Annotated in this window: 17 protein-coding genes; 7 read left to right on the forward strand and 10 right to left on the reverse strand. The window is 67.1% G+C overall.

The annotated features are described in order from the left end of the window. Positions 1 to 35: 35 nt before the first annotated feature. From AC066S_RS10905 to AC066S_RS10925, 5 genes are read right to left on the reverse strand one after another with little or no spacing between them, the layout of a single operon-like run. Entirely contained in the window at positions 36 to 809 is a 774-nt protein-coding gene (locus tag AC066S_RS10905) for a sulfite exporter TauE/SafE family protein (RefSeq protein WP_478269639.1), read from the reverse strand. Further along, positions 806 to 2,074: a CCA tRNA nucleotidyltransferase gene (locus AC066S_RS10910; protein ID WP_478269640.1), complete on the reverse strand. Its 1,269-nt coding sequence runs from the start codon at positions 2,072 to 2,074 to the stop codon at positions 806 to 808. The genes AC066S_RS10905 and AC066S_RS10910 overlap by 4 nt, the downstream gene beginning before the upstream one ends. A 10-nt stretch (positions 2,075 to 2,084) precedes the next feature. Beyond that, positions 2,085 to 2,348, reverse strand: a complete 264-nt coding sequence (locus AC066S_RS10915; RefSeq protein ID WP_126260473.1) for a DUF6111 family protein — start codon at positions 2,346 to 2,348, stop codon at positions 2,085 to 2,087. Beyond that, a complete protein-coding gene (locus tag AC066S_RS10920; protein ID WP_135167752.1) occupies positions 2,345 to 3,016 on the reverse strand; it encodes a CoA pyrophosphatase in 672 nt (223 codons plus the stop codon). The genes AC066S_RS10915 and AC066S_RS10920 overlap by 4 nt, the downstream gene beginning before the upstream one ends. Continuing rightward, positions 3,013 to 3,624, reverse strand: a complete 612-nt coding sequence (locus AC066S_RS10925) for a DUF1285 domain-containing protein (RefSeq protein WP_478269641.1) — start codon at positions 3,622 to 3,624, stop codon at positions 3,013 to 3,015. The genes AC066S_RS10920 and AC066S_RS10925 overlap by 4 nt, the downstream gene beginning before the upstream one ends. Before the next feature lie 256 nt (positions 3,625 to 3,880). Between AC066S_RS10925 and AC066S_RS10930 the strand changes: the two genes are divergently transcribed. From AC066S_RS10930 to AC066S_RS10955, 6 genes are all read left to right on the forward strand, one after another. Then, entirely contained in the window at positions 3,881 to 4,879 is a 999-nt protein-coding gene (locus tag AC066S_RS10930; protein ID WP_126260476.1) for an AAA family ATPase, read from the forward strand. After that, positions 4,879 to 5,823 (forward strand): DUF58 domain-containing protein, encoded by a 945-nt coding sequence (locus AC066S_RS10935; RefSeq protein WP_478269642.1) that lies wholly within the window; start codon positions 4,879 to 4,881, stop codon positions 5,821 to 5,823. The genes AC066S_RS10930 and AC066S_RS10935 overlap by 1 nt, the downstream gene beginning before the upstream one ends. Next, positions 5,820 to 8,624, forward strand: a complete 2,805-nt coding sequence (locus AC066S_RS10940) for a DUF4159 domain-containing protein (protein ID WP_478269643.1) — start codon at positions 5,820 to 5,822, stop codon at positions 8,622 to 8,624. The genes AC066S_RS10935 and AC066S_RS10940 overlap by 4 nt, the downstream gene beginning before the upstream one ends. 124 nt (positions 8,625 to 8,748) lie before the next feature. Beyond that, positions 8,749 to 10,812, forward strand: a complete 2,064-nt coding sequence (locus AC066S_RS10945) for a hypothetical protein (RefSeq protein ID WP_478269644.1) — start codon at positions 8,749 to 8,751, stop codon at positions 10,810 to 10,812. Positions 10,813 to 10,961: 149 nt separating this feature from the next. Continuing rightward, positions 10,962 to 11,378, forward strand: coding sequence for a DUF2946 family protein (locus tag AC066S_RS10950; RefSeq protein ID WP_478269645.1), 417 nt, complete (start codon positions 10,962 to 10,964; stop codon positions 11,376 to 11,378). Between the two features lie 149 nt (positions 11,379 to 11,527). Beyond that, entirely contained in the window at positions 11,528 to 13,903 is a 2,376-nt protein-coding gene (locus AC066S_RS10955; protein WP_478269646.1) for a TonB-dependent receptor, read from the forward strand. A gap of 52 nt (positions 13,904 to 13,955) precedes the next feature. Here the strand turns inward: AC066S_RS10955 and AC066S_RS10960 are convergent, their stop codons facing one another. After that, positions 13,956 to 14,471 (reverse strand): GNAT family N-acetyltransferase, encoded by a 516-nt coding sequence (locus tag AC066S_RS10960; RefSeq protein WP_478269647.1) that lies wholly within the window; start codon positions 14,469 to 14,471, stop codon positions 13,956 to 13,958. Between the two features lie 150 nt (positions 14,472 to 14,621). Further along, a complete protein-coding gene (locus tag AC066S_RS10965; RefSeq protein WP_478269648.1) occupies positions 14,622 to 15,113 on the reverse strand; it encodes an NUDIX domain-containing protein in 492 nt (163 codons plus the stop codon). Between the two features lie 107 nt (positions 15,114 to 15,220). Here AC066S_RS10965 and AC066S_RS10970 point away from each other — a divergent pair, with 107 nt between their 5' ends. Beyond that, the gene (locus AC066S_RS10970; RefSeq protein WP_478269826.1) at positions 15,221 to 16,102 is read left to right on the forward strand and encodes a metallophosphoesterase family protein; all 882 of its coding nucleotides are present in this window, start codon (positions 15,221 to 15,223) and stop codon (positions 16,100 to 16,102) included. Between the two features lie 119 nt (positions 16,103 to 16,221). On the opposite strand, the gene AC066S_RS10975 is transcribed toward AC066S_RS10970, so the two are convergent. The 3 genes from AC066S_RS10975 to AC066S_RS10985 all read right to left on the reverse strand — a co-directional run bounded on the left by AC066S_RS10975 (position 16,222) and on the right by AC066S_RS10985 (position 18,834). Next, positions 16,222 to 16,776, reverse strand: a complete 555-nt coding sequence (locus AC066S_RS10975) for a hypothetical protein (protein WP_126260484.1) — start codon at positions 16,774 to 16,776, stop codon at positions 16,222 to 16,224. 183 nt (positions 16,777 to 16,959) lie between these two features. Then, a complete protein-coding gene (locus tag AC066S_RS10980; RefSeq protein ID WP_100176335.1) occupies positions 16,960 to 17,169 on the reverse strand; it encodes a DUF4170 domain-containing protein in 210 nt (69 codons plus the stop codon). Between the two features lie 30 nt (positions 17,170 to 17,199). Continuing rightward, positions 17,200 to 18,834, reverse strand: a complete 1,635-nt coding sequence (locus tag AC066S_RS10985) for an isocitrate lyase (RefSeq protein WP_478269827.1) — start codon at positions 18,832 to 18,834, stop codon at positions 17,200 to 17,202. Between the last annotated feature and the right edge of the window lie 63 nt (positions 18,835 to 18,897).

Here is an 18,897-nt window from a genome sequence, read left to right on the forward strand (position 1 = left end):
CGGACACGTTGCGAATGACCAGTTGGCCCGCTCGTCTACGCGACGAGCTGCCTCGCCGCCGCCGCCGAGATCATCACCAGCCCGCCGGTGATGACAGCCACATCGAGAATCGCGGTGTGGATATGCAGCGGCATCCGCTCGACGAAGGCCCTTGCCAGGAAGGCGCCGGGGATCGCGATTGCGCCGATCAGCAGCGCGAAGGCGAGCACCTGCGCGGTGACGGCGCCGGCGAGGCCGAACACGGAGATCTTGATGAGGCCGGTGCCGAGCGAGATCATCGCATCGGTCGCGATCACGGCGGCGCCCTCCAGGCCGGCGGCCATCAGGAGCGAGAGCAGGATCACGCCGGAGCCGGAGGTGCCGCCGACCAGGACGCCATAGCCGACCGAGCCGGCGGCAAGGCCGCCGTCGCCGATCCGCACGCTTCGGCGGCGGAGCACGCGGCGCAGCGGCACGCTCAGGATCAGCATGGTGCCGATCACGAGCGCCGCGCCCGCGTTGGTCAGCCGCGTGTAGCCGTAGGCGCCGAGCGCGGTGGTCAGCGCGGCGCAGGCGAGCACGATCAGCGCGCGGCGGCGGTCGGCATAGCGCAGGTAAGCGACCGCGCGGCTGCAATTGGTGAAGATGGCGGAGATCGCGATGATCGGCACCACGGGCTCGGCGCCGACCAGCGGCACCAGCACCAGCGGCATCAGGGCGCCGGTGCCGTAGCCGGCGAGACCGCCGATGATCGAAGCAAACAACGCCATCAACGCGACCAGCAGCAGCTGGAAAATCGAGATGTCGGCGAAGCCTGAGACGATGGTCACGTTCTCTCGTCGCGGTTGATGCGGGCCGCAGCTTGATCGGCGATGGCAGCGAGCGCGGCTTCCTCTAGGGGAAAATCCGCCGCAAGCCAAGCGTCCTCGGCGAGCGTCAACACATGTCCGAGCGCGGGTCCTTCGGGCAGTCCGCGGGCGATGAAGTCGGCGGCCTTCAGCGGAAATTTCGGCGCAGTCCAGCGCTGCGGCAGCTCGGCGAGCGCGTGCCAGCGCGTGGAGGCGACATCGCCGCCGCTCCGCGCCCAGCCGAGCAACACGCGATCGTGATAGCGCTCGGCACCGAGCCGGTAGAGCAGCCGCCGCGCATTGGCGTCGTCCTTGGTGGCGAGGCGCCACCAGCGGTGTCCCATCGAATCCAGCGCCTTGGTCTCGGCATTGGACAGCCGCAGGCGCGCGGCGACGCGCTTGGCATCCTCGGTCACGGCGACGGTCAGCGCAGCGAGGCGCCGCGTGCTGCCGGCGGCGAGACCAAGTTCGCGCTCGATCGCGATCATCGTCGCCAGCGGCCCGGTGTAGACGACGCCGCCGGCCAGCGTCTGCAGGAGGCCGCCCTCGGCCATGGCCAGCGCGGCCGCGGCTGCGCCCGATGCCACCAGGAGCTTCAGCGTCTCCATCCGCACCCGCTCGGCCGAAAGGCTGGCAAGGCCGGCGCGGCCGCGGATGCAGGCGAGATAGCCGTCGCGGTCGGGCTCGCCCGCGCCGAAAGCGGCGTGGATGCGGAAGAAGCGCAGGATGCGCAAATAGTCCTCGGCGATGCGCTGGTCGGGATCGCCGATGAAGCGCACGCGGCGCGCTTTGGCATCCGCAATGCCGCCGACATAATCGTAGACGACGCCCTTTGCGTCGACCGACAGGCCGTTCATGGTGAAGTCGCGCCGCTGGGCGTCCTTGACCCAGTCGCGGCCGAACGCGACCTTGGCCTTGCGGCCGAAGGTCTCGGTGTCCTCGCGCAGCGTCGTCACTTCATAGGGATGGCTGTCGATGACCAGCGTGACGGTGCCGTGATCGATGCCGGTCGGCACTCCCTTGATGCCGGCAGCCTTGGCACGTCGCATCACCTCCTCCGGCCGCGCCGTGGTCGCGATGTCGATGTCGCCGGGCACAAGACCAAGCAGCGCGTTGCGCACCGCGCCGCCGACCACCCGCGCCTCCTCGCCGTCGGCATTGAGCAATTGCAGGACGCGCGCGGTCCCGCCTGAGATCAGCCAGGGCGCATCGGCAAGGACCGGCGCGAGTAACGGCTCCGCGCTCATCGTGCTGCCCCTATTTTTCCACGCCCGGCACCAGCCGACCGTTCTCGATATGGGCGGGAATATAGGTCGAATCCGGCGGCGCGCCGGAGAACTCCGCAAGGCCGATCAGGCCGGCGATGACGAGCGCAAGCGCGACCAAAGTGAGGCGCGCGACGATCGTGACCGGCCAGGACGAACGCGCGAACACACCGGAGCGGCTCGCGACCAGGAACAGCGCATAGACGGCAAACGGGATGAGGAAAATTCCGATCTCGGTCAGAACCGTCCGGATCATGACGAATAGATCCGCTCGTAGAGCACACGCAGCATTCCGGCCGTCGCCCCCCAGATGTAGCGCTCCGCGAACGGCATCGCGTAATAGGACCGCTCCATGCCGCGGAATTCCTTGCTGTGCACCTGATGGTTCACCGGGTTCATCAGAAAGGATAGCGGCACCTCGAAGGCGTCATCAACCTCGGAATGGTTGATGGTGAGCGAAAAGCCCGGCCGGACCTTGGCGACCGTCGGCAGGATCCGGAAGCCGAACGCGGTGCCGTAGAGATCGAGATAGCCGAGCGGCTCGACGAAGTCCCTGGACAGCCCGACCTCCTCCTCGGCCTCGCGCAGTGCCGCGTCCAGCGGCGAGGCATCGGTCGCGTCGATCTTGCCGCCGGGAAAGGCGACCTGGCCGGCATGGTCGTTGAGATGCGCCGCGCGCTGCGTCAGCAGAATGGTCGGCTCGGGATGATCGACCACGGCGATCAGCACCGCCGCGGGGCGCACCGGCTGCTCGCGCGCGATGATCTCCAGCATCTTGTCGGTGCCGGGATCGCCCGAGGTGGGAATGATGTTGGGATCGTAGAGGCCGGCCGGCACGTCGAAGCCGAGCTTCGCCTTGGAGCGGGCGAAGAAATCCGCTGCACCGAGCGCAACCTGGTCGCTTTTCAGAATGGGCTTGTTCAAAGCGCGGCCCTCACCTGCTCCGCATCGGCCATGGTGAAGAATTCGCCCGCCGATTCGACGCCGAACATCGGCTGGCCATCGACCATCCGCTCCTCGCCCATGTCAACCAGATCGTAATAGAGCGCTCTCGTGACCTTGGCCCAGAGATCGGCACGGACATGCAAGTAAGGCGTCAGCCCGCCGTCCGCCGCCTGCTCGAAGCGCAGCCGGTGCGCGGCATCGCAGCTGACCCAGTCGTCGACATTGGTGCGGAAGCGCAGCACGCGATGGCCGCTCTCGCCGTCCTTCTGCATCTCGACCGCCATGAACGGCGCATCGTCGACGCGGATGCCGACCTTCTCCACCGGCGTGACCAGGAAATGCTTGTCGCCCTCGCGCTTGAGGATGGTCGAGAACAGCCGCACCAGCGCGGGACGCCCGATTGGCGTGCCCAAGTAGAACCAAGTACCATCGGAGGCGATTCGGATGTCGAGATCGCCGCAAAACGGCGGATTCCACAGGTGCACCGGCGGCAGGCCCTTCTTGCCGCCTTCGGCATTGGCAGCGTTCTTGGCGGCGGCAGTCAGCCCCTCGAGGCCGCGATCGGCGCTCTGCCCTTGGTTCGCCATGGTTTGCCCTGACTTTGTCCTTGGCACGATTGGTGCAGGTCTACGTTGTACGCGGGTGCACGGTTCCATCCGGAATAGCCCGGTGTGGAGGTCGCCACTTCGTGATGCCGTACATAACCCGAAGCCGATAAGGTGGGGATAGGTTAATTCAACGAATACATGGTCTTCCTGCAAGCCTAGCATGGGCCCATGATTTGACGCGATGCGATGCCATGACGGCCCAGGCGAGCCGCCTGGCGGCTGAAGGAGCGAGCGGATGGCGGAGAGTGTCGAGAAACTCGAGGACGGGATCGTTCGTTCGGCCGAGCAGGTGTCGAGCCAGATTCGCGCCGCGAAGGATGCGATCGCGTCCGTCATCTTCGGCCAGGATCGCGTGATCGAGAACACGCTGGTCACCATCCTCTCCGGCGGCCATGCGCTCTTGATCGGCGTGCCCGGCCTTGCCAAGACCAAGCTGGTCGAGACCCTCGGCGTCACGCTCGGCCTCGATGCCAAGCGCATCCAGTTCACGCCCGATCTGATGCCGTCGGACATTCTCGGCGCCGAGGTGCTGGACGAGAGCACCACGGGCAAGCGCGCCTTCCGCTTCATTTCCGGTCCGGTGTTCGCGCAGCTCCTGATGGCGGACGAGATCAACCGCGCCAGCCCGCGCACGCAGTCGGCGCTGCTGCAGGCGATGCAGGAGCAGCACATCACCGTCGCCGGCGCGCGCCACGACCTGCCAAAACCCTTCCACGTGCTGGCGACGCAAAACCCGCTGGAGCAGGAAGGCACCTATCCGCTGCCCGAAGCGCAGCTCGACCGCTTCCTGATGGAGATCGACGTCGACTATCCCGATCGCGACGCCGAACGCCGCATCCTGTTCGAGACCACCGGCGCCGAGGAAACGCTGGCGAAGGGATCGATGACCGCGGACGCGCTGATCACCGCGCAGCGGCTGATCCGGCGCCTGCCGGTCGGCGATTCCGTCGTGGAGGCGATCCTGTCGCTGGTGCGCGCGGCCCGTCCGGGTCCCGACGCCGGCGAATCCGGCAAGTTCATCGCCTGGGGCCCCGGCCCGCGCGCCAGCCAATCCCTGATGCTGGCGGTGCGCGCGCGTGCGCTGATCGACGGCCGTCTGGCGCCGTCGGTCGACGACGTGCTCGATCTCGCCGAGCCCGTGCTGAAGCACCGCATGGCGCTGACGTTCCAGGCACGCGCCGAAGGCCGCACGATTCCGGACGTGATCCGGCAATTGAAGACACGGATCGGTTGATGGCAGCGGAGAACGGGCACACGGCCAAGGAGGTCCTCGCGATCCGACGTGCCGATGGCGAAAGCCGCACGCTCGCAGCGTCCTTGCCGCGTCTCGTGCTCGAAGCCCGCCGGATCGCCGCCAACGTCATCCACGGCCTGCACGGCAGGCGCCGCGCCGGGTCCGGCGAAAATTTCTGGCAGTATCGCCGTTTCGTCTCCGGCGAGCCGTCGCAGAACGTCGACTGGCGGCGCTCGGCGCGCGACGACCATCTCTATGTCCGCGAGCTCGAATGGGAAGCCTCGCACACGGTCTGGATCTGGCCCGACCGCTCGCCCTCGATGGCGTTCGCCTCGAAGACCGCGCGCGAGTCCAAGCTCGAACGGACGCTGATCGTCGCCTTCGCGCTGGCCGAGCTCCTGGTCTCCGGCGGCGAACGCGTCGGGATTCCCGGGCTGATGGCGCCGACGTCGAGCCGCAGCGTCATCGACAAGATGGCGCAGGCGATGCTGCATGACGATGCCGATCGTCTCAGCCTGCCGCCGTCCTTCGTGCCTGCTGCGCTCGCCGAGACGATCGTGCTGTCGGATTTCTGGTCGCCGATCGCCGAGATCAGGACGACGCTCGCGGGGCTGTCCGGCTCCGGGGCGCACGGCACGCTGGTGCAGGTCGTCGATCCCGCCGAAGAATCGTTCCCCTATTCCGGCCGCGTCGAGTTCGTCGAGCCCGAAGGGTTCGGCGTGATCACCGCCGGCCGCGCCGAGAGCTGGGCGCAGGATTACACCGCGCGGCTCGCGCTGCACCGCGACCAGATCCGCGCCGAGACCAAGAAGCTCGACTGGCTGTTCACGACGCATGCCACTGACCGCTCCGCCGCCGAGCTCTTGCTGTTCCTGCATGCCGGCATGCAGGTGAGCAAGTCGGGCGCCCGCACCACGACCATCAAGGCGGGGCCGGCCGCATGATGGGACTGCCGCTCGCCTTCACCCAGCCGCTGCTCCTGATCGGCCTCGTCAGCCTTCCGGTGCTGTGGTGGCTGCTGCGCGTGATGCCGCCGCGGCCGCGCCGCATCGAGTTTCCGCCGACCCGCCTGTTGTTCGACATCGCCCCGCGCGAGGAGACCCCCTCGCGGACGCCATGGTGGCTGACCGCGCTGCGGCTGCTTGCGGCAGCGCTGGTGATCTTCGCCGCCGCCGGCCCGATCTGGAATCCGCAAACCGGCCTCGCCGGCAGCAAGGCGCCGCTGATGATCGTGTTCGACGACGGCTGGAGCGCCGCATCGCACTGGGATGTCAGGATCAGGGCCGCCGACGAGCTGATCGCCAATGCCGACAACGACCGCCGCGCCATCGCGCTGGTGCCGCTGTCCGAGCCGAACCGCGACATCACCCTGATGCCGGCGGGCGCCGCCCGTGTCGCGCTGCGCCAGCTCGCGCCAAAGCCCTATTCGATCGACCGCGTCGACACGCTCGCCGCGATCGAGCGCTTCCTGAAAGCCACCGGCGATTGCGAGATCGCCTGGCTGTCGGATGGCGTCGACACCGGTCGCGGCGAGGAATTCGTGGCCGGCCTCGGCAAGACCATCGGCGAGCGCAGCCTGACCATCTTCGAAGGCGGCACTTCCTCGCCGCTGGCGCTGGTCGCGGCCGAGAACGCCGCCGCGAAGATGACGGTGAAGGTGCTGCGCACCGACAGCGGCATCGCGGTCGGCACCGTGCGCGCGCTCGACCAGAAGGCCTCGCCGATCGGCGAAGCGCGGTTCTCGTTCGGCCCGCAGGACAAGGAGACCGACGCCGCGTTCGATCTGCCGGTCGAGCTGCGCAACGACATCAACCGCCTCGAGATCTCGGGCGAGCGCTCCGCCGGCGCGGTGCAGCTGCTCGACAAGCGCTGGCGCCGCCGCGCCATCGGCATCGTCTCGGGCTCGACCAGCGAGACCGCGCAGCCGCTGCTGGCGCCGACCTTCTACCTCACCCGCGCGCTGGCGCCGTTCGCCGACGTCAGGCTCGCCGACAAGGGCTCGCCGCAGCAGGGCATCACACAATTCCTGGACCAGAAGCTGCCGATGATCATCCTCGCCGATGTCGGCACCATCGCGCCGGAGCTGCGCGAGCGCATCAACGCCTGGATCGACCAGGGCGGCGTCCTGGTGCGGTTCGCAGGTCCAAGGCTGGCGCAGGCCGAGGACGACCTCGTGCCGGTCAAGCTGCGCAAGGGCGGCCGCACGCTCGGCGGCAGCCTGACCTGGGAGAAACCGCAGCATCTTGCCGCCTTCACGACCGACGGCCCGTTTGCCGGCGTCGCGGTGCCGAAGGACGTCACCGTCAGCCGCCAGGTGCTGGCCGAGCCCGACGCGGTGCTCGCCACCAGGAGCTGGGCCTCGCTCGAAGACGGCACGCCGCTGGTGACCGGCGAGCATCGCGGCAAGGGGCTGGTCAGCCTGTTCCACGTCAGTGCCGACATGCGCTGGTCGGACTTGCCGATGTCGGGCACTTTCGTCGAAATGCTGCGGCGGGTGGTCGACATGTCCGGCTACACGTCCAAGCCCGGCCCCGGAATTGCCGGCGAAGCGACCACCGAGACGGTGGCGCCGCTGCACATCCTCGACGGCTTCGGCGCCTTCGGCCCGCCGCCGGCGACCGCAAAGCCGCTGCCCGCGGATTACCGCGACCGCGCCACATCAGATCATCCGCCGGGGTTCTACGGCCCGGCCGAAGGACCGCTCGCCGTGAACACGCTTGCTGGCGCCGACCGCATCGCTGCCCTCAACACCGCGAGCCTGCGCGCCCGGCACGCCACCTACACCAATGCCGAACCGCGCGACCTGCGCGGCTGGCTGCTGTCGACGGCGCTCGGCCTGTTCCTGATCGACGCCCTCATCGTCGCGGTGCTCGGCGGCGGGATCGCCGCGCTGCTGCGCCGCCGCGCCGCGCCCGCCATGATCGTGCTCGGCCTGCTGCTCACCTCGCTCGCGCCGACGCCGTCACGCGCCGACGGCGCCACGGACGATTTCGCGATGAAAGCGACGGCGCAAACCCGCCTCGCCTATGTCGTCACAGGCAATGCCGACGTCGATTCCATCGTCAAGGCGGGGATGAACGGGCTGACGCTGTTCCTGGCCCAGCGCACCGCGCTCGAGGCCGGCGATCCCGTCGGCATCGATCCCACGCGCGACGAGCTCGCCTTCTTCCCGCTGATCTACTGGCCGATCGTGCCGGGCGCGCGCAAGCCGCCGCAGGATGCCATCAACAAGATCGACGCCTACATGAAGCAGGGCGGCACCGTGCTGTTCGACACCCGCGACGCGATCGAAGCGCCGCCCGGCGCGAACGGCGCCGCGCAGACCCCCGCCATGCAGACGCTGCGCGAGATCCTGTCCTCGCTCGACGTGCCCGAGCTCGAGCCGGTGCCGCGCGAGCACGTGCTGACCAAGACCTTCTATCTGCTGCGCGACTTCCCCGGCCGCTTCGTCACCGGCCAGACCTGGGTCGAGACCCTGCCGCGCGACGAGGACGAGGACAGCGCGCAGCGGCCGGCGCGCGGCGGCGACGGTGTCTCGCCGATCATCATCACCTCGAACGATCTTGCCGGCGCCTGGGCGGTGCGGCCCGACGGCCAGGCCATGCTGCCGGTGACCGGCGGCGACACCCGCCAGCGCGAATTCGCCTACCGCGCCGGCGCCAACATCGTGATGTACACCCTGACCGGCAATTACAAGGCCGACCAGGTGCACGCACCGGCCCTGATCGAACGGTTGGGGCAATGATGCGAGTAAGCCTGAGCCATACGCTCCGTCATTCCGGGATGGTCCAAAGGACCAGACCCGGAATCTCGAGATTCCGGATTCGGTCCTGCGGACCGCTCCGGAATGACGTTGATAGGTTGGTCTGATGAATTACGGCATCGCCTTCACGCCGCTTGTTCCCGCGATCGTGCTGTGGCTCGCGCTGGCCGCGATCGTCATCGTCGCACTGGTGCTGCTGATTGCGCGCGCGCGCGGCGCTGCCGTGCGCGTGGCCGCGCTGGCGCTGTTCCTGCTCGCGCTCGCCAATCCCTCCTTCACCCGCGAGGACCGCGAGCCGCTCACCTCGGTCGCCGCAATCGTCGTCGACAAGAGCCCGAGCCAGAATTTCGGCAACCGCAATCGCGAGGCCGCAGCTGCGCAGGAGGCGCTGGTCGACAGCCTGAAGAAGATCAAGGGGCTGGAGGTGCGCGTCGTCGATGCCGGACAGGCCGATGGCGAGACCGACGGCACCAAGCTGTTCGGCGCCCTCGCCTCGGCCTTGGCGGACGTGCCGGTCGACCGCGTCGCCGGCGCGTTCCTGATCACCGACGGCCGTGTCCACGACATCCCAGCGAACGCCGCCGCGCTCGGCTTCCAGGCCCCGGTGCATGCGCTTGTTACCGGGCAGAAGGACGAGCGCGACCGCCGCATCGCGATCACGGCCGCACCGCGCTTCGGCATCGTCGGACAGACCCAGACCATCAGCTACCGCCTCGACGACCAGGGCGTCACCGGCGAGCGCGCCAGGGTCACGATCCGCAGGGACGGCGAGGTCATCAACGAGCGCACGCTGGGAAGCGGCCAGGCCGCGAGCGTCGACGTCGACATCAAGCACGCCGGTCCGAACATCGTCGAGATCGAGGCCTCCCCGCTCGAGCGCGAGCTGACGCCGGTGAACAACCGCGCCGTCGTCGCCATCGACGGCGTGCGCGACAAGCTGCGCGTGCTCCTGGTCTCCGGCGAGCCGCATTCCGGCGAGCGCACCTGGCGCAACCTCTTGAAGTCCGACGCCAGCGTCGACCTCGTGCACTTCACCATCCTGCGTCCGCCGGAGAAGCAGGACGGCACGCCGATCAACGAATTGTCGCTGATCGCGTTTCCGACCCGCGAATTGTTCCAGCAGAAGATCAACGAATTCCAGCTGATCATCTTCGACCGCTACGCCCGTCAGGGCGTGCTGCCGATCGCGTATTTCGACAACATCGCGCGCTATGTCCGCGCGGGCGGCGCGGTGCTGGTCTCGGCCGGCCCCGACTACGCCTCCAACACCAGCATCTGGCGCACGCCGCTGGATACGGTGCTGCCGGCCGAACCGGTCGGCGTGACGGAAAAGCCGTTCTATGCGCATCTGTCCGACCTCGGCAAACGCCATCCCGTCACGCGCGCCCTGGAGGGCTCGGCCTCCGAGCCGCCGCGCTGGAGCCGTTTCTTCCGCACCGTTGACACCCGCAATTCCGTCAACCCGCCGGTGATGACGGGCGCCGACGGCAAGCCGCTTCTGTTCCTGTCGCGCTTCGGCGAGGGCCGCGTCGCGCTGCTGCTCTCCGACCACATCTGGCTGTGGGCGCGCGGCTATGAGGGCGGCGGCCCGCATCTGGACCTGCTCCGGCGGATGTCGCACTGGCTGATGAAGCAGCCCGACCTCGACGAGGAGGCGCTGCGCCTCCAGGTGCAGGGCAAGAATCTGGTGGTGGTGCGCCAGACCATGGCGGACAGCGTCCAGCCGGTGAGCGTGACCTCGCCGTCCGGCGTGTCGCAGGATCTGACGCTGAGCCAGGGGGAGCCCGGCGAATGGCGCGCCAGCCTGCCGGCGAGCGAGCTCGGCCTGTGGCAGGCCACCGACGGCACGCTGAAGGCGCTGATCAATGTCGGCCCGACCAATCCGAAGGAGTTTTCGGAAGTCACCTCCACGGTCGAGACCTTGAAGCCGCTGGCGCAGGCGACCGGCGGCAACGCCGTGCGCGTGGCGAATGGCGCCAGCATCGAGCTGCCGCGCATCCTGCCCGTGCGTTCGGCCAGCGTCTTTGCCGGGGACGGCTGGATGGGGGTGCGGATGCGCGATGCCAGCGTCGTCAAGGGCGTCGGCGTGCTGCCGATCTTTGCCGGCCTGATCGGCCTGTTGCTGCTGCTCGGCGCCTTCGCCGCGACCTGGGTCCGCGAAGGGCGCTGAACGCTCCGTTGCTCGAACGCCACATCGGCCTGCCACCCGTGCTGGGCGGGTTGGAGCGCCGTTGACATCGGCTGACGATTAGAGCGATGTTACATTATAACATCGCATAGGGACTTGGCGCCTCGCGGTGTTGGGGGTGGCATTTTCCGATGAAGTGGTTCCGGTCGAATATCAGGCACGGTGCCCGGCTCGCGTTGCTCGCGATGCTGGTGCAGTTCGCGCTGACGTTCGGTCACAGCCATTGGTTTGCCCAGGCCGCACCGCTGGCCCAGGCCACGCTCCACCAGACCGACGGCCCCAAAGACAGTGCCAAGGATCAAGCTGCGGGCGACCGCGCGGCGGCTCACAAGCAATCGCCCTCAAGCCCCGATCGCGAGCAGCCGGGCGAGGACAATTGCGCGATCTGCGCCGTGGCCGCGATGGCAGGCACGATCCTGTTCGCGACGCCGCCTCTGTTGCAGCTGCCGCAGGCGATCGACCTGCTCTACCGCACCACCGATGCCGAATTCCTCCATCTGAAATCGGCCGCCACGGCGTTCCAGCCGCGCGCCCCTCCCGCGTCCTGACTCCCGACACCACTTGATCACGCCCGCCCCTCGCCGCTTTCAGGCGATCGGCCGGAAAAAGTTGAAGTCGAATTCCGTCGCGCCGCGACGGCAGGCCGCCTCCGATCAGCAAACCATCATGCGGACGGCGCCTGACTGGAATCAGGACCATGTCATTTCAATCGCGACACGCGCAGCGTCTTGGTGGAGCAAGCCTGCTCCTGCTCGGTGCCGTCACGCCCGCTTTCGCCCAAACGCCTGCACAGGGCCAATCGTCGACCGAGATTCCCGCCGTCACGGTGACGGCACCAAGCCCGATCGTGCGCAGGGCGGTGGTGCCGTCCCGCAATCCCGGCCGTGGTGCGCGAACGGCACGAGTACGCAGCCGCGAGCAAGCGGCGGAAGCAGCGCCGGCAACTCCGGTGCCTGCCGCGCCTCAGCAGGGCGTGCTGCCTGTTGTGACCGATCAGTTCGCGACCGTCACCGTGGTGCCGAACGAGGAGATCCGGCGTAACGGCGGCGGCACGCTCGGCGATCTGCTGTTCTCCAAGCCCGGCATCACCGGCTCCGAATACGCTCCCGGCGCATCCAGCCGCCCCATCATTCGCGGGCTAGACACCAACCGTGTCGGCATCGTCGAGAACGGGACCGGCAGCAACGGCGCGTCCGATCTCGGCGAGGATCACTTCGTGCCAATTGATCCGCTGGCAGCCAACCAGGTCGAGGTCATCCGCGGACCGGCGACGCTGCGCTACGGCTCCACCGCGATCGGCGGCGTGGTCAGCGCAACCAACAATCGAATTCCGGATGCCTTGCCGTCCTGCACGGCGCCCTTTGCGACTTACGGACTCCCGACCAAGGCGCCGCTGGCAAACGTCGGATCGCCGGGCTGCATCACCGCGGAAACACGGACGGCCGTGACTTCGGTCGATCGCGGGGCCGAAGGTGCCGTGCTGCTCGACGCCGGCGGCGGTAACTTTGCCGTCCACGCCGATGCCTTTGGCCGCAAGGCCGGCGACTACAGCATCCCGAGCTACCCGTTCTTGACCGACCCGACGCTGCCGTTCAACGGTCGCCAGCCGAATTCGGCATCGCAGGCCTACGGCGGATCTGTCGGCGGCTCCTACATCTTCGATGGCGGATACGTTGGCGCGGCGATCACGCAGCACAACGCGCTCTACCACATTCCCGGTATCGAGGGCAGCGAGTTCCTGACGCGGATCGACGGACGACAAACAAAGTTCACGACAAAAGGCGAATATCGGCCGGACGCTGCGGCAATCGATGCGATCCGGTTCTGGGCTGGGGCAACCGACTATAAGCACGATGAGGTCGGGCTCGCCGACTCTGCCGATCTCACCTCCCTCGGCGTGAGACAAACCTTCACCAGCAAGGAACAGGAAGGCCGCGTCGAGGTGCAGCTTGCGCCGTTCGACGTCCGCTTTGCTGCGCTGACCACCGCCGTAGGCGTTCAGGCGTCGCACCAGAAGCTCACCGCGCCGAGTCCGGACGATCCAGGCAGCCCAATCAACGGTCTGTTCGATCCGAACAAGAACACGAAGGTCGCCGGGTACATCTTCAACGAGTTCAAGTTCAGCGAAGCGACCAAGGCTCAGATCGCCGGACGCGTCGAGAGCGCAAGGTTGAGCGGCACGGCGCCAGCCTTCGTCCCCGATGTGTTCGACCTCACCGTCGATCCCGCCGCGATCGGCCCCGCAACGGCGGTCAACCGCAACTTCACGCCGGTGAGCGGGAGCATCGGCCTGATTCACAACCTTCCTTGGGATCTGGTCGCGAGCATTACCGGCCAATATGTCGAGCGTGCGCCAAAACCGGCGGAGTTGTTTTCGCGCGGCGGCCACGATGCCACCACCACTTTCGACATCGGCAATCCCAATCTCGGCATCGAGACCGCCAAGTCGGTCGAGGCGGGACTGCGGCGGGCGGTAGGGCCGCTTCGCTTCGAAATCACCGGCTACTACACCAAGTTCAACGGTTTTATCTACCGGCGCCTGACCGGCAACACGTGTGAGGACGGCGCTTGCCAGCTCGGCCCGGGCCTCGAACTGAATCAGGCGCTCTATTCGCAGCGCGACGCGACATTTCGTGGCGGCGAATTCCAGTTCCAGTACGACGTGATGCCGGTCTGGAACGGGATCTGGGGCATCGAGGGTCAATACGACATCGTGCGCGCGACCTTCGACGACGGCACCAACGTGCCGCGCATTCCGCCCCAGCGGCTGGGCGGTGGTCTGTACTATCGCGACGCCGACTGGTTTGCGCGGATCAACCTGCTGCACGCGTTCGCGCAAAACGACATCGCACCGATCGCGGAGACGCCGACGCCTGGCTACAACCTGCTAAGGGCCGAGGTCAGCTACAAGACGAAGCTCGATCAAAGCTGGTTCGGCGCGCGCGAGATGCATGTTGGGCTCGTCGGCAACAACCTGCTGAACGAGAACATCCGCAATGCCGTCTCCTTCAACAAGGACCAGGTGCTGTTACCCGGCATCGGCGTGCGGGCGTTCGCGAACTTCAAGTTCTGAGCGTCGCTTGTGTCGGGGTCTGAAGGCCCCGGCACACCGTCTTTGCGAGTGCCTACCCCCGCGCCTTGCTCCAGTCGGGCGCAACCTGACCCGACACGCCCTCGAAGGCGCCGTCGACGAGCTCGAATACCAGGATACGGGCGGCGTCGACCGGGCCCGGCATGGTGACTCGTCCCTTCGGCACCTGCTTGAAGCCGACGCGGCTGTAATAGGGCTCGTCGCCGACCAGCAACACGATGGCGTGGCCCTTCGCTTTCGCGTCCTTGAGCGCGCGCTCCATCAACAACCGTCCGATGCCGCGATTGCGGAACGGCGGCTCGACGGTAAGCGGCCCGAGCAGCAGTGCCGGCGTCTCGCCGATCAGGATCGGCAATTGCCGGACCGAGCCGACCAGCAGCGTGCCGATGCGGGCGGTGAAGGACAATTCGAGCAGATGGTCGACGTGCTCGCGAATCCGGTAGGCGCTGAGCACGAAACGGCCTGGACCGAAGGTGCGTTCATGCAGCCGCTCGATCGACTGGGCGTCGCCGGCGGCCTCGGGAAGGACGGTGAGTGAAAGGTCGGTCATGTCAATCGCGGGATAGCATTGGAACGCGGCGCGGTCCATTGGGCAGCGAAGCCGCTCAGGTCCATTTTTGGGCGCCGATCCGACAGGTGTTCCGAGACCTCTGCTTGCTCGTGTCGAATGACAATCCTCAGGCGCAAGCACAGCCCGCCCTCACCGCCACGTCGCAATCGGTTGCCGGCCGTCGAGCACTTCCGCGATCCGCAGCCGCGTACCGGGCGTGGTCCCTTCGGGCAGCGCATTGATCGCGAAGAACCCGCATTCCACGATCTCGCGGTTGGGCGCAGGCAGCCGGTCCAGGCTGAATCGCCTGACCACGTAGACGGCGACGTGGTCGCGGCGGGAGACGTGACTGTTGAGGAAGATGCCATGCAGCTCGGCTGCACCGGTGAGGTCGATATCGCCCTCCTCCTTGAGCTCGCGCCGCATCGCCTGTTCCAAGCTCTCGCCGTGGTCGACGCCGCCGCCGGGCAGGTACCAGCCGCTGACGTAGCTGTGCCTGACCAGGAACACCCGGTTGTCGGCATCCAGCACCACGGCGCGGACGCCGAGCGTCATGCCGCGGACGATCAGGAAATAGGCGTGGAAGATTCGCCGCAGCAGCGGCTCGCATGCCCGTCGGATCCGATTCAGACGTTCTTCCATCAGGCTTCCTCGACGCCGCGGCCCAGGCTGTGCTTGCGCGTTCCTTGCGAGCTTGCCATTACAGCGGAGCAATAGCGAGGCAATCGCGCCCCATGACTCACAACAGGCTGGCTCCCTTCACGCTCGCCCATCTGTCCGATCCGCATCTCGCGCCCCTGCCGAAGCCGCGGCTGATCGAGCTCGCGGGCAAGCGCGCGTTCGGCTACGTCAACTGGACGCGCAACCGCCACAAGTACCAGCGCCGCGAGGTGCTCGACGCGCTGATCGCCGACATGAAGGCGCAGGCACCCGACCACATCGCGGTGACCGGCGACCTCGTCAACCTCGCACTGGAGGCCGAGTTCGCGCCTGCCCGCGCCTGGCTCGACGATGTCGGTCCGCCCGACCGCGTCACAACGATTCCCGGCAATCACGACGCCTATGTCCGCGCCACCTCGCACCGCTTCGGCGAGACCTTTGCACCCTATCTTACGGGCGACGACGGCCGCATCGGTTTTCCCTCGGTGCGCCGGCGCGGGCCGCTCGCGCTGATCAGCCTGTCGACGGCGGTGCCGACGCTGCCGCTGATGGCAACGGGAACGCTCGGACGCGATCAGCTCGCCTCGCTCGATGGGGTGCTCGAACGGCTCGCGACCGAGGACGTCTTCCGCGTGCTGCTGGTGCATCATCCACTGAAATCCGATGCTCGTCAGAAGCGGATGACCGACGCAGCCGCGCTGCTGGCGCTGCTCAAGCGCCACGGCGTCGAGCTGATCCTGCACGGGCACGACCACGTTCATTCGACCGTGTGGGTCGAGGGTCCCAACGGCGACATTCCCGCCCTCGGCGTACCCTCGGCCTCCGCGCTTGCGCACGGACGCTATCCGGCGGCGGCGTATAATCTGTTGAGTATCGAGAAGGACAATGCCGGCTGGCGCTGCGAGCAGACGGTGCGAAGCCTGGGGGCGGGTTTTCAGGTCGGGCAGATCAAGCATGTGAGGTTGATTTAGACGCTGTCATTCCGGGGCATGCGAAGCATGAACCCGGAATCTATCGGGCCGCAGCACGTGACGATGAATGGATTCCGGGTTCGCGCTTCGCGCGCCCCGGAATGACGGCGGAGGATGCTTCACCAGCTTCGCAAGGCCGCCACTACGGCAACCCCGAACAGCGCGGCCGCACCCAGCACGAAGCCGAACACGAACGGCCAGAAGCGCGAGCGTCGCGGTGGCGCGACGACCGGTGCCTGCGGTTCCGGAGGAACGACCATGGCACGCTCGCGCTCGACCATGCGGCGCGCGACATAATCGGTGACGGCCTCGACGATTGCCGCGGTGTCGTGCGATTCGGCGAGCACGATGCGGCCGAAACGGGTATCCTGCACGAAGCGGTACATCCGCTTGTCGCGCCCCATCACGATGTGGGCGACGACGTCGATCCAGAGCCTCGGCGTATCGCCCTGGCTGACGCCGCGGTCAAACAGGTCGATCTGATCAGGCACCTGCGCGAACAGGGGATCGAGCGCATCATTGAGGATCTCGAGCCGCGCCACCTCGGCGTCCCTGAGATCGACGACGACGCCGGTCCGGTCGGCGGCCTCGATCCGCGCACGCAGCAGCGCATCGCGCAGCCGCACCGGGCGCGGCTGGCCGGGATGGGTCCCGCTGGTCTCGGGCTCTGACATTGTCGGCCTCGTCCTCGACTTTCCGCCATTAACCTATCAGCAACCAAACCCTCCGCAAAGGCCTACAATTCCAGATACTTACGGCGCCCACACCCTTTCACCTGTGCCAAAAACAGACGATCCCACCCAGGCAGAGCCTGGATGGGACCGTCCGTCCTTGGACGTCTTCTTAAGTGAGGGCGATCAGGCCGAGACCCGCGCGGGCTCTTCCACGATCGAGAAGCGGACGCCGGCCTTGTGGCGGCTCTCTTCCGAGACTTCCTTCCAGCAGTCCTCGGCTTCCTTGCGGGTCTTGAACGGACCCTTGACCTGGGCGGAGCCTTCCACGAGCTTGTGGAAGTTCATCGACCCGAACTCGCCGCCGATCACCCAGAAATTGCTGCCTTTGGTCATTGTCAGTCTCCTGTCGAATGGCGTGATGCGTTAGCCGAACTGGTTCATCGTGTTGTGGGCACCGCCCGCCTTCAGGGCGGCTTCACCCGCGAAGTACTCCTTGTGGTCGTCGCCGATGTCGGAGCCGGCCATGTTCTGGTGCTTCACGCAGGCGATGCCCTGACGGATCTCGGCGCGCTGGACGTTCTTGACGTAGCCCAGCATGCCCTGTTCGCCGAAATACTCGCGAGCGAGATTGTCGGTGGAGAGCGCCGCCGTGTGATAGGTCGGCAACGTGATCAGGTGGTGGAAGATGCCGGCGCGCTTGGCCGAATCCGCCTGGAAGGTACGGATGCGCTCGTCGGCTTCCTGCGCCAGCGGCGTCTCGTCGTACTCCGCCTTCATCAGCTCGGCACGGTTGTACTTGCTGACGTCCTTGCCGGCGTCCTTCCAGGCGTCATAGACCTGCCAGCGGAAGTTGAGGGTCCAGTTGAAGGACGGCGAGTTGTTGTAGGCGAGCTTGGCGTTCGGCACGACCTTGCGGATGCGGTCGACCATGCTGGCGATCTGCTCGATATGCGGCTTCTCGGTCTCGATCCAGAGCAGGTCGGCGCCGTTCTGCAGCGAGGTGATGCAGTCGAGCACGCAGCGGTCGGCGCCGGTGCCGGGGCGGAACTGGTAGAGGTTCGAGGGCAGCCGCTTCGGACGCATCATCTTGCCGTTGCGGTTGATGATGACGTCACCGTTGCGGGCGTTCTCCGCCGTCACTTCCTCGCAATCCAGGAAGCTGTTGTACTGGTCGCCGATATCACCGGGCTTGTGGCTGACGGCGATCTGCTGCGTCAGGCCGGCACCGAGCGAGTCGGTGCGGGTCACGATGATGCCGTCTTCGACGCCGAGCTCGAGGAAGGCATGGCGGCAGGCGCGGATCTTCGCGAGGAAGACCTCGTGCGGCACGGTGACCTTGCCGTCCTGGTGACCGCACTGCTTCTCGTCCGAGACCTGGTTCTCGATCTGCAGGGCGCAGGCGCCCGCCTCGATCATCTTCTTGGCGAGCAGATAGGTCGCTTCCGCGTTGCCGAAGCCGGCATCGATGTCGGCGATGACGGGGACGACATGGGTCTGGAAGTTGTCGATCTTCGCGATCAGCTCCTGCTCACGGGTCTTGTCGCCTTCCTTGCGCGCCTTGTCGAGCAGCCGGAAGATGTCGTTGAGCTCACGGGAGTCCGCCTGACGCAGGAAGGTGTAGAGCTCCTCGATCAGCGCCGGCACCGAGGTCTTCTCGTGCATCGACTGGTCGGGCAGCGGGCCGAACTCGGAGCGCAGCGCCGCGATCATCCAGCCCGAGAGGTACAGATAGGTGCGATCGGTCTTGCCGCCGAAGTGCTTCTTGACCGAGATCAGCTTCTGCTGGGCGATGAAGCCGTGCCAGCAGCCCAGCGACTGGGTGTACTTGGTCGGGTCGTTGTCATAGGCCGCCATGTCGGCCCGCATCAGCGCCGCGGTGTAGCGGGCGACGTCGAGGCCGGTCTTGAAGCGGTTCTGCAGGCGCATGCGGGCGACGGCCTCGGCCGACACGCCGTTCCAGGTCGGCTGGGTCTCGAGGAGCGCCTGGGCAGCCTTGACCTCGTCCTGATACGAGGACGGGCCCTGGAGGGTGCTGATGCCGCGCGGCTGGTAGTTCATGTGCCTGATCCTTTCGCTGACGATGGCGATGGCAGCCATCGACATTCTTGACACTGCATTGCG

It is taken from the genome of Bradyrhizobium sp. CFUWI (assembly GCF_056429085.1).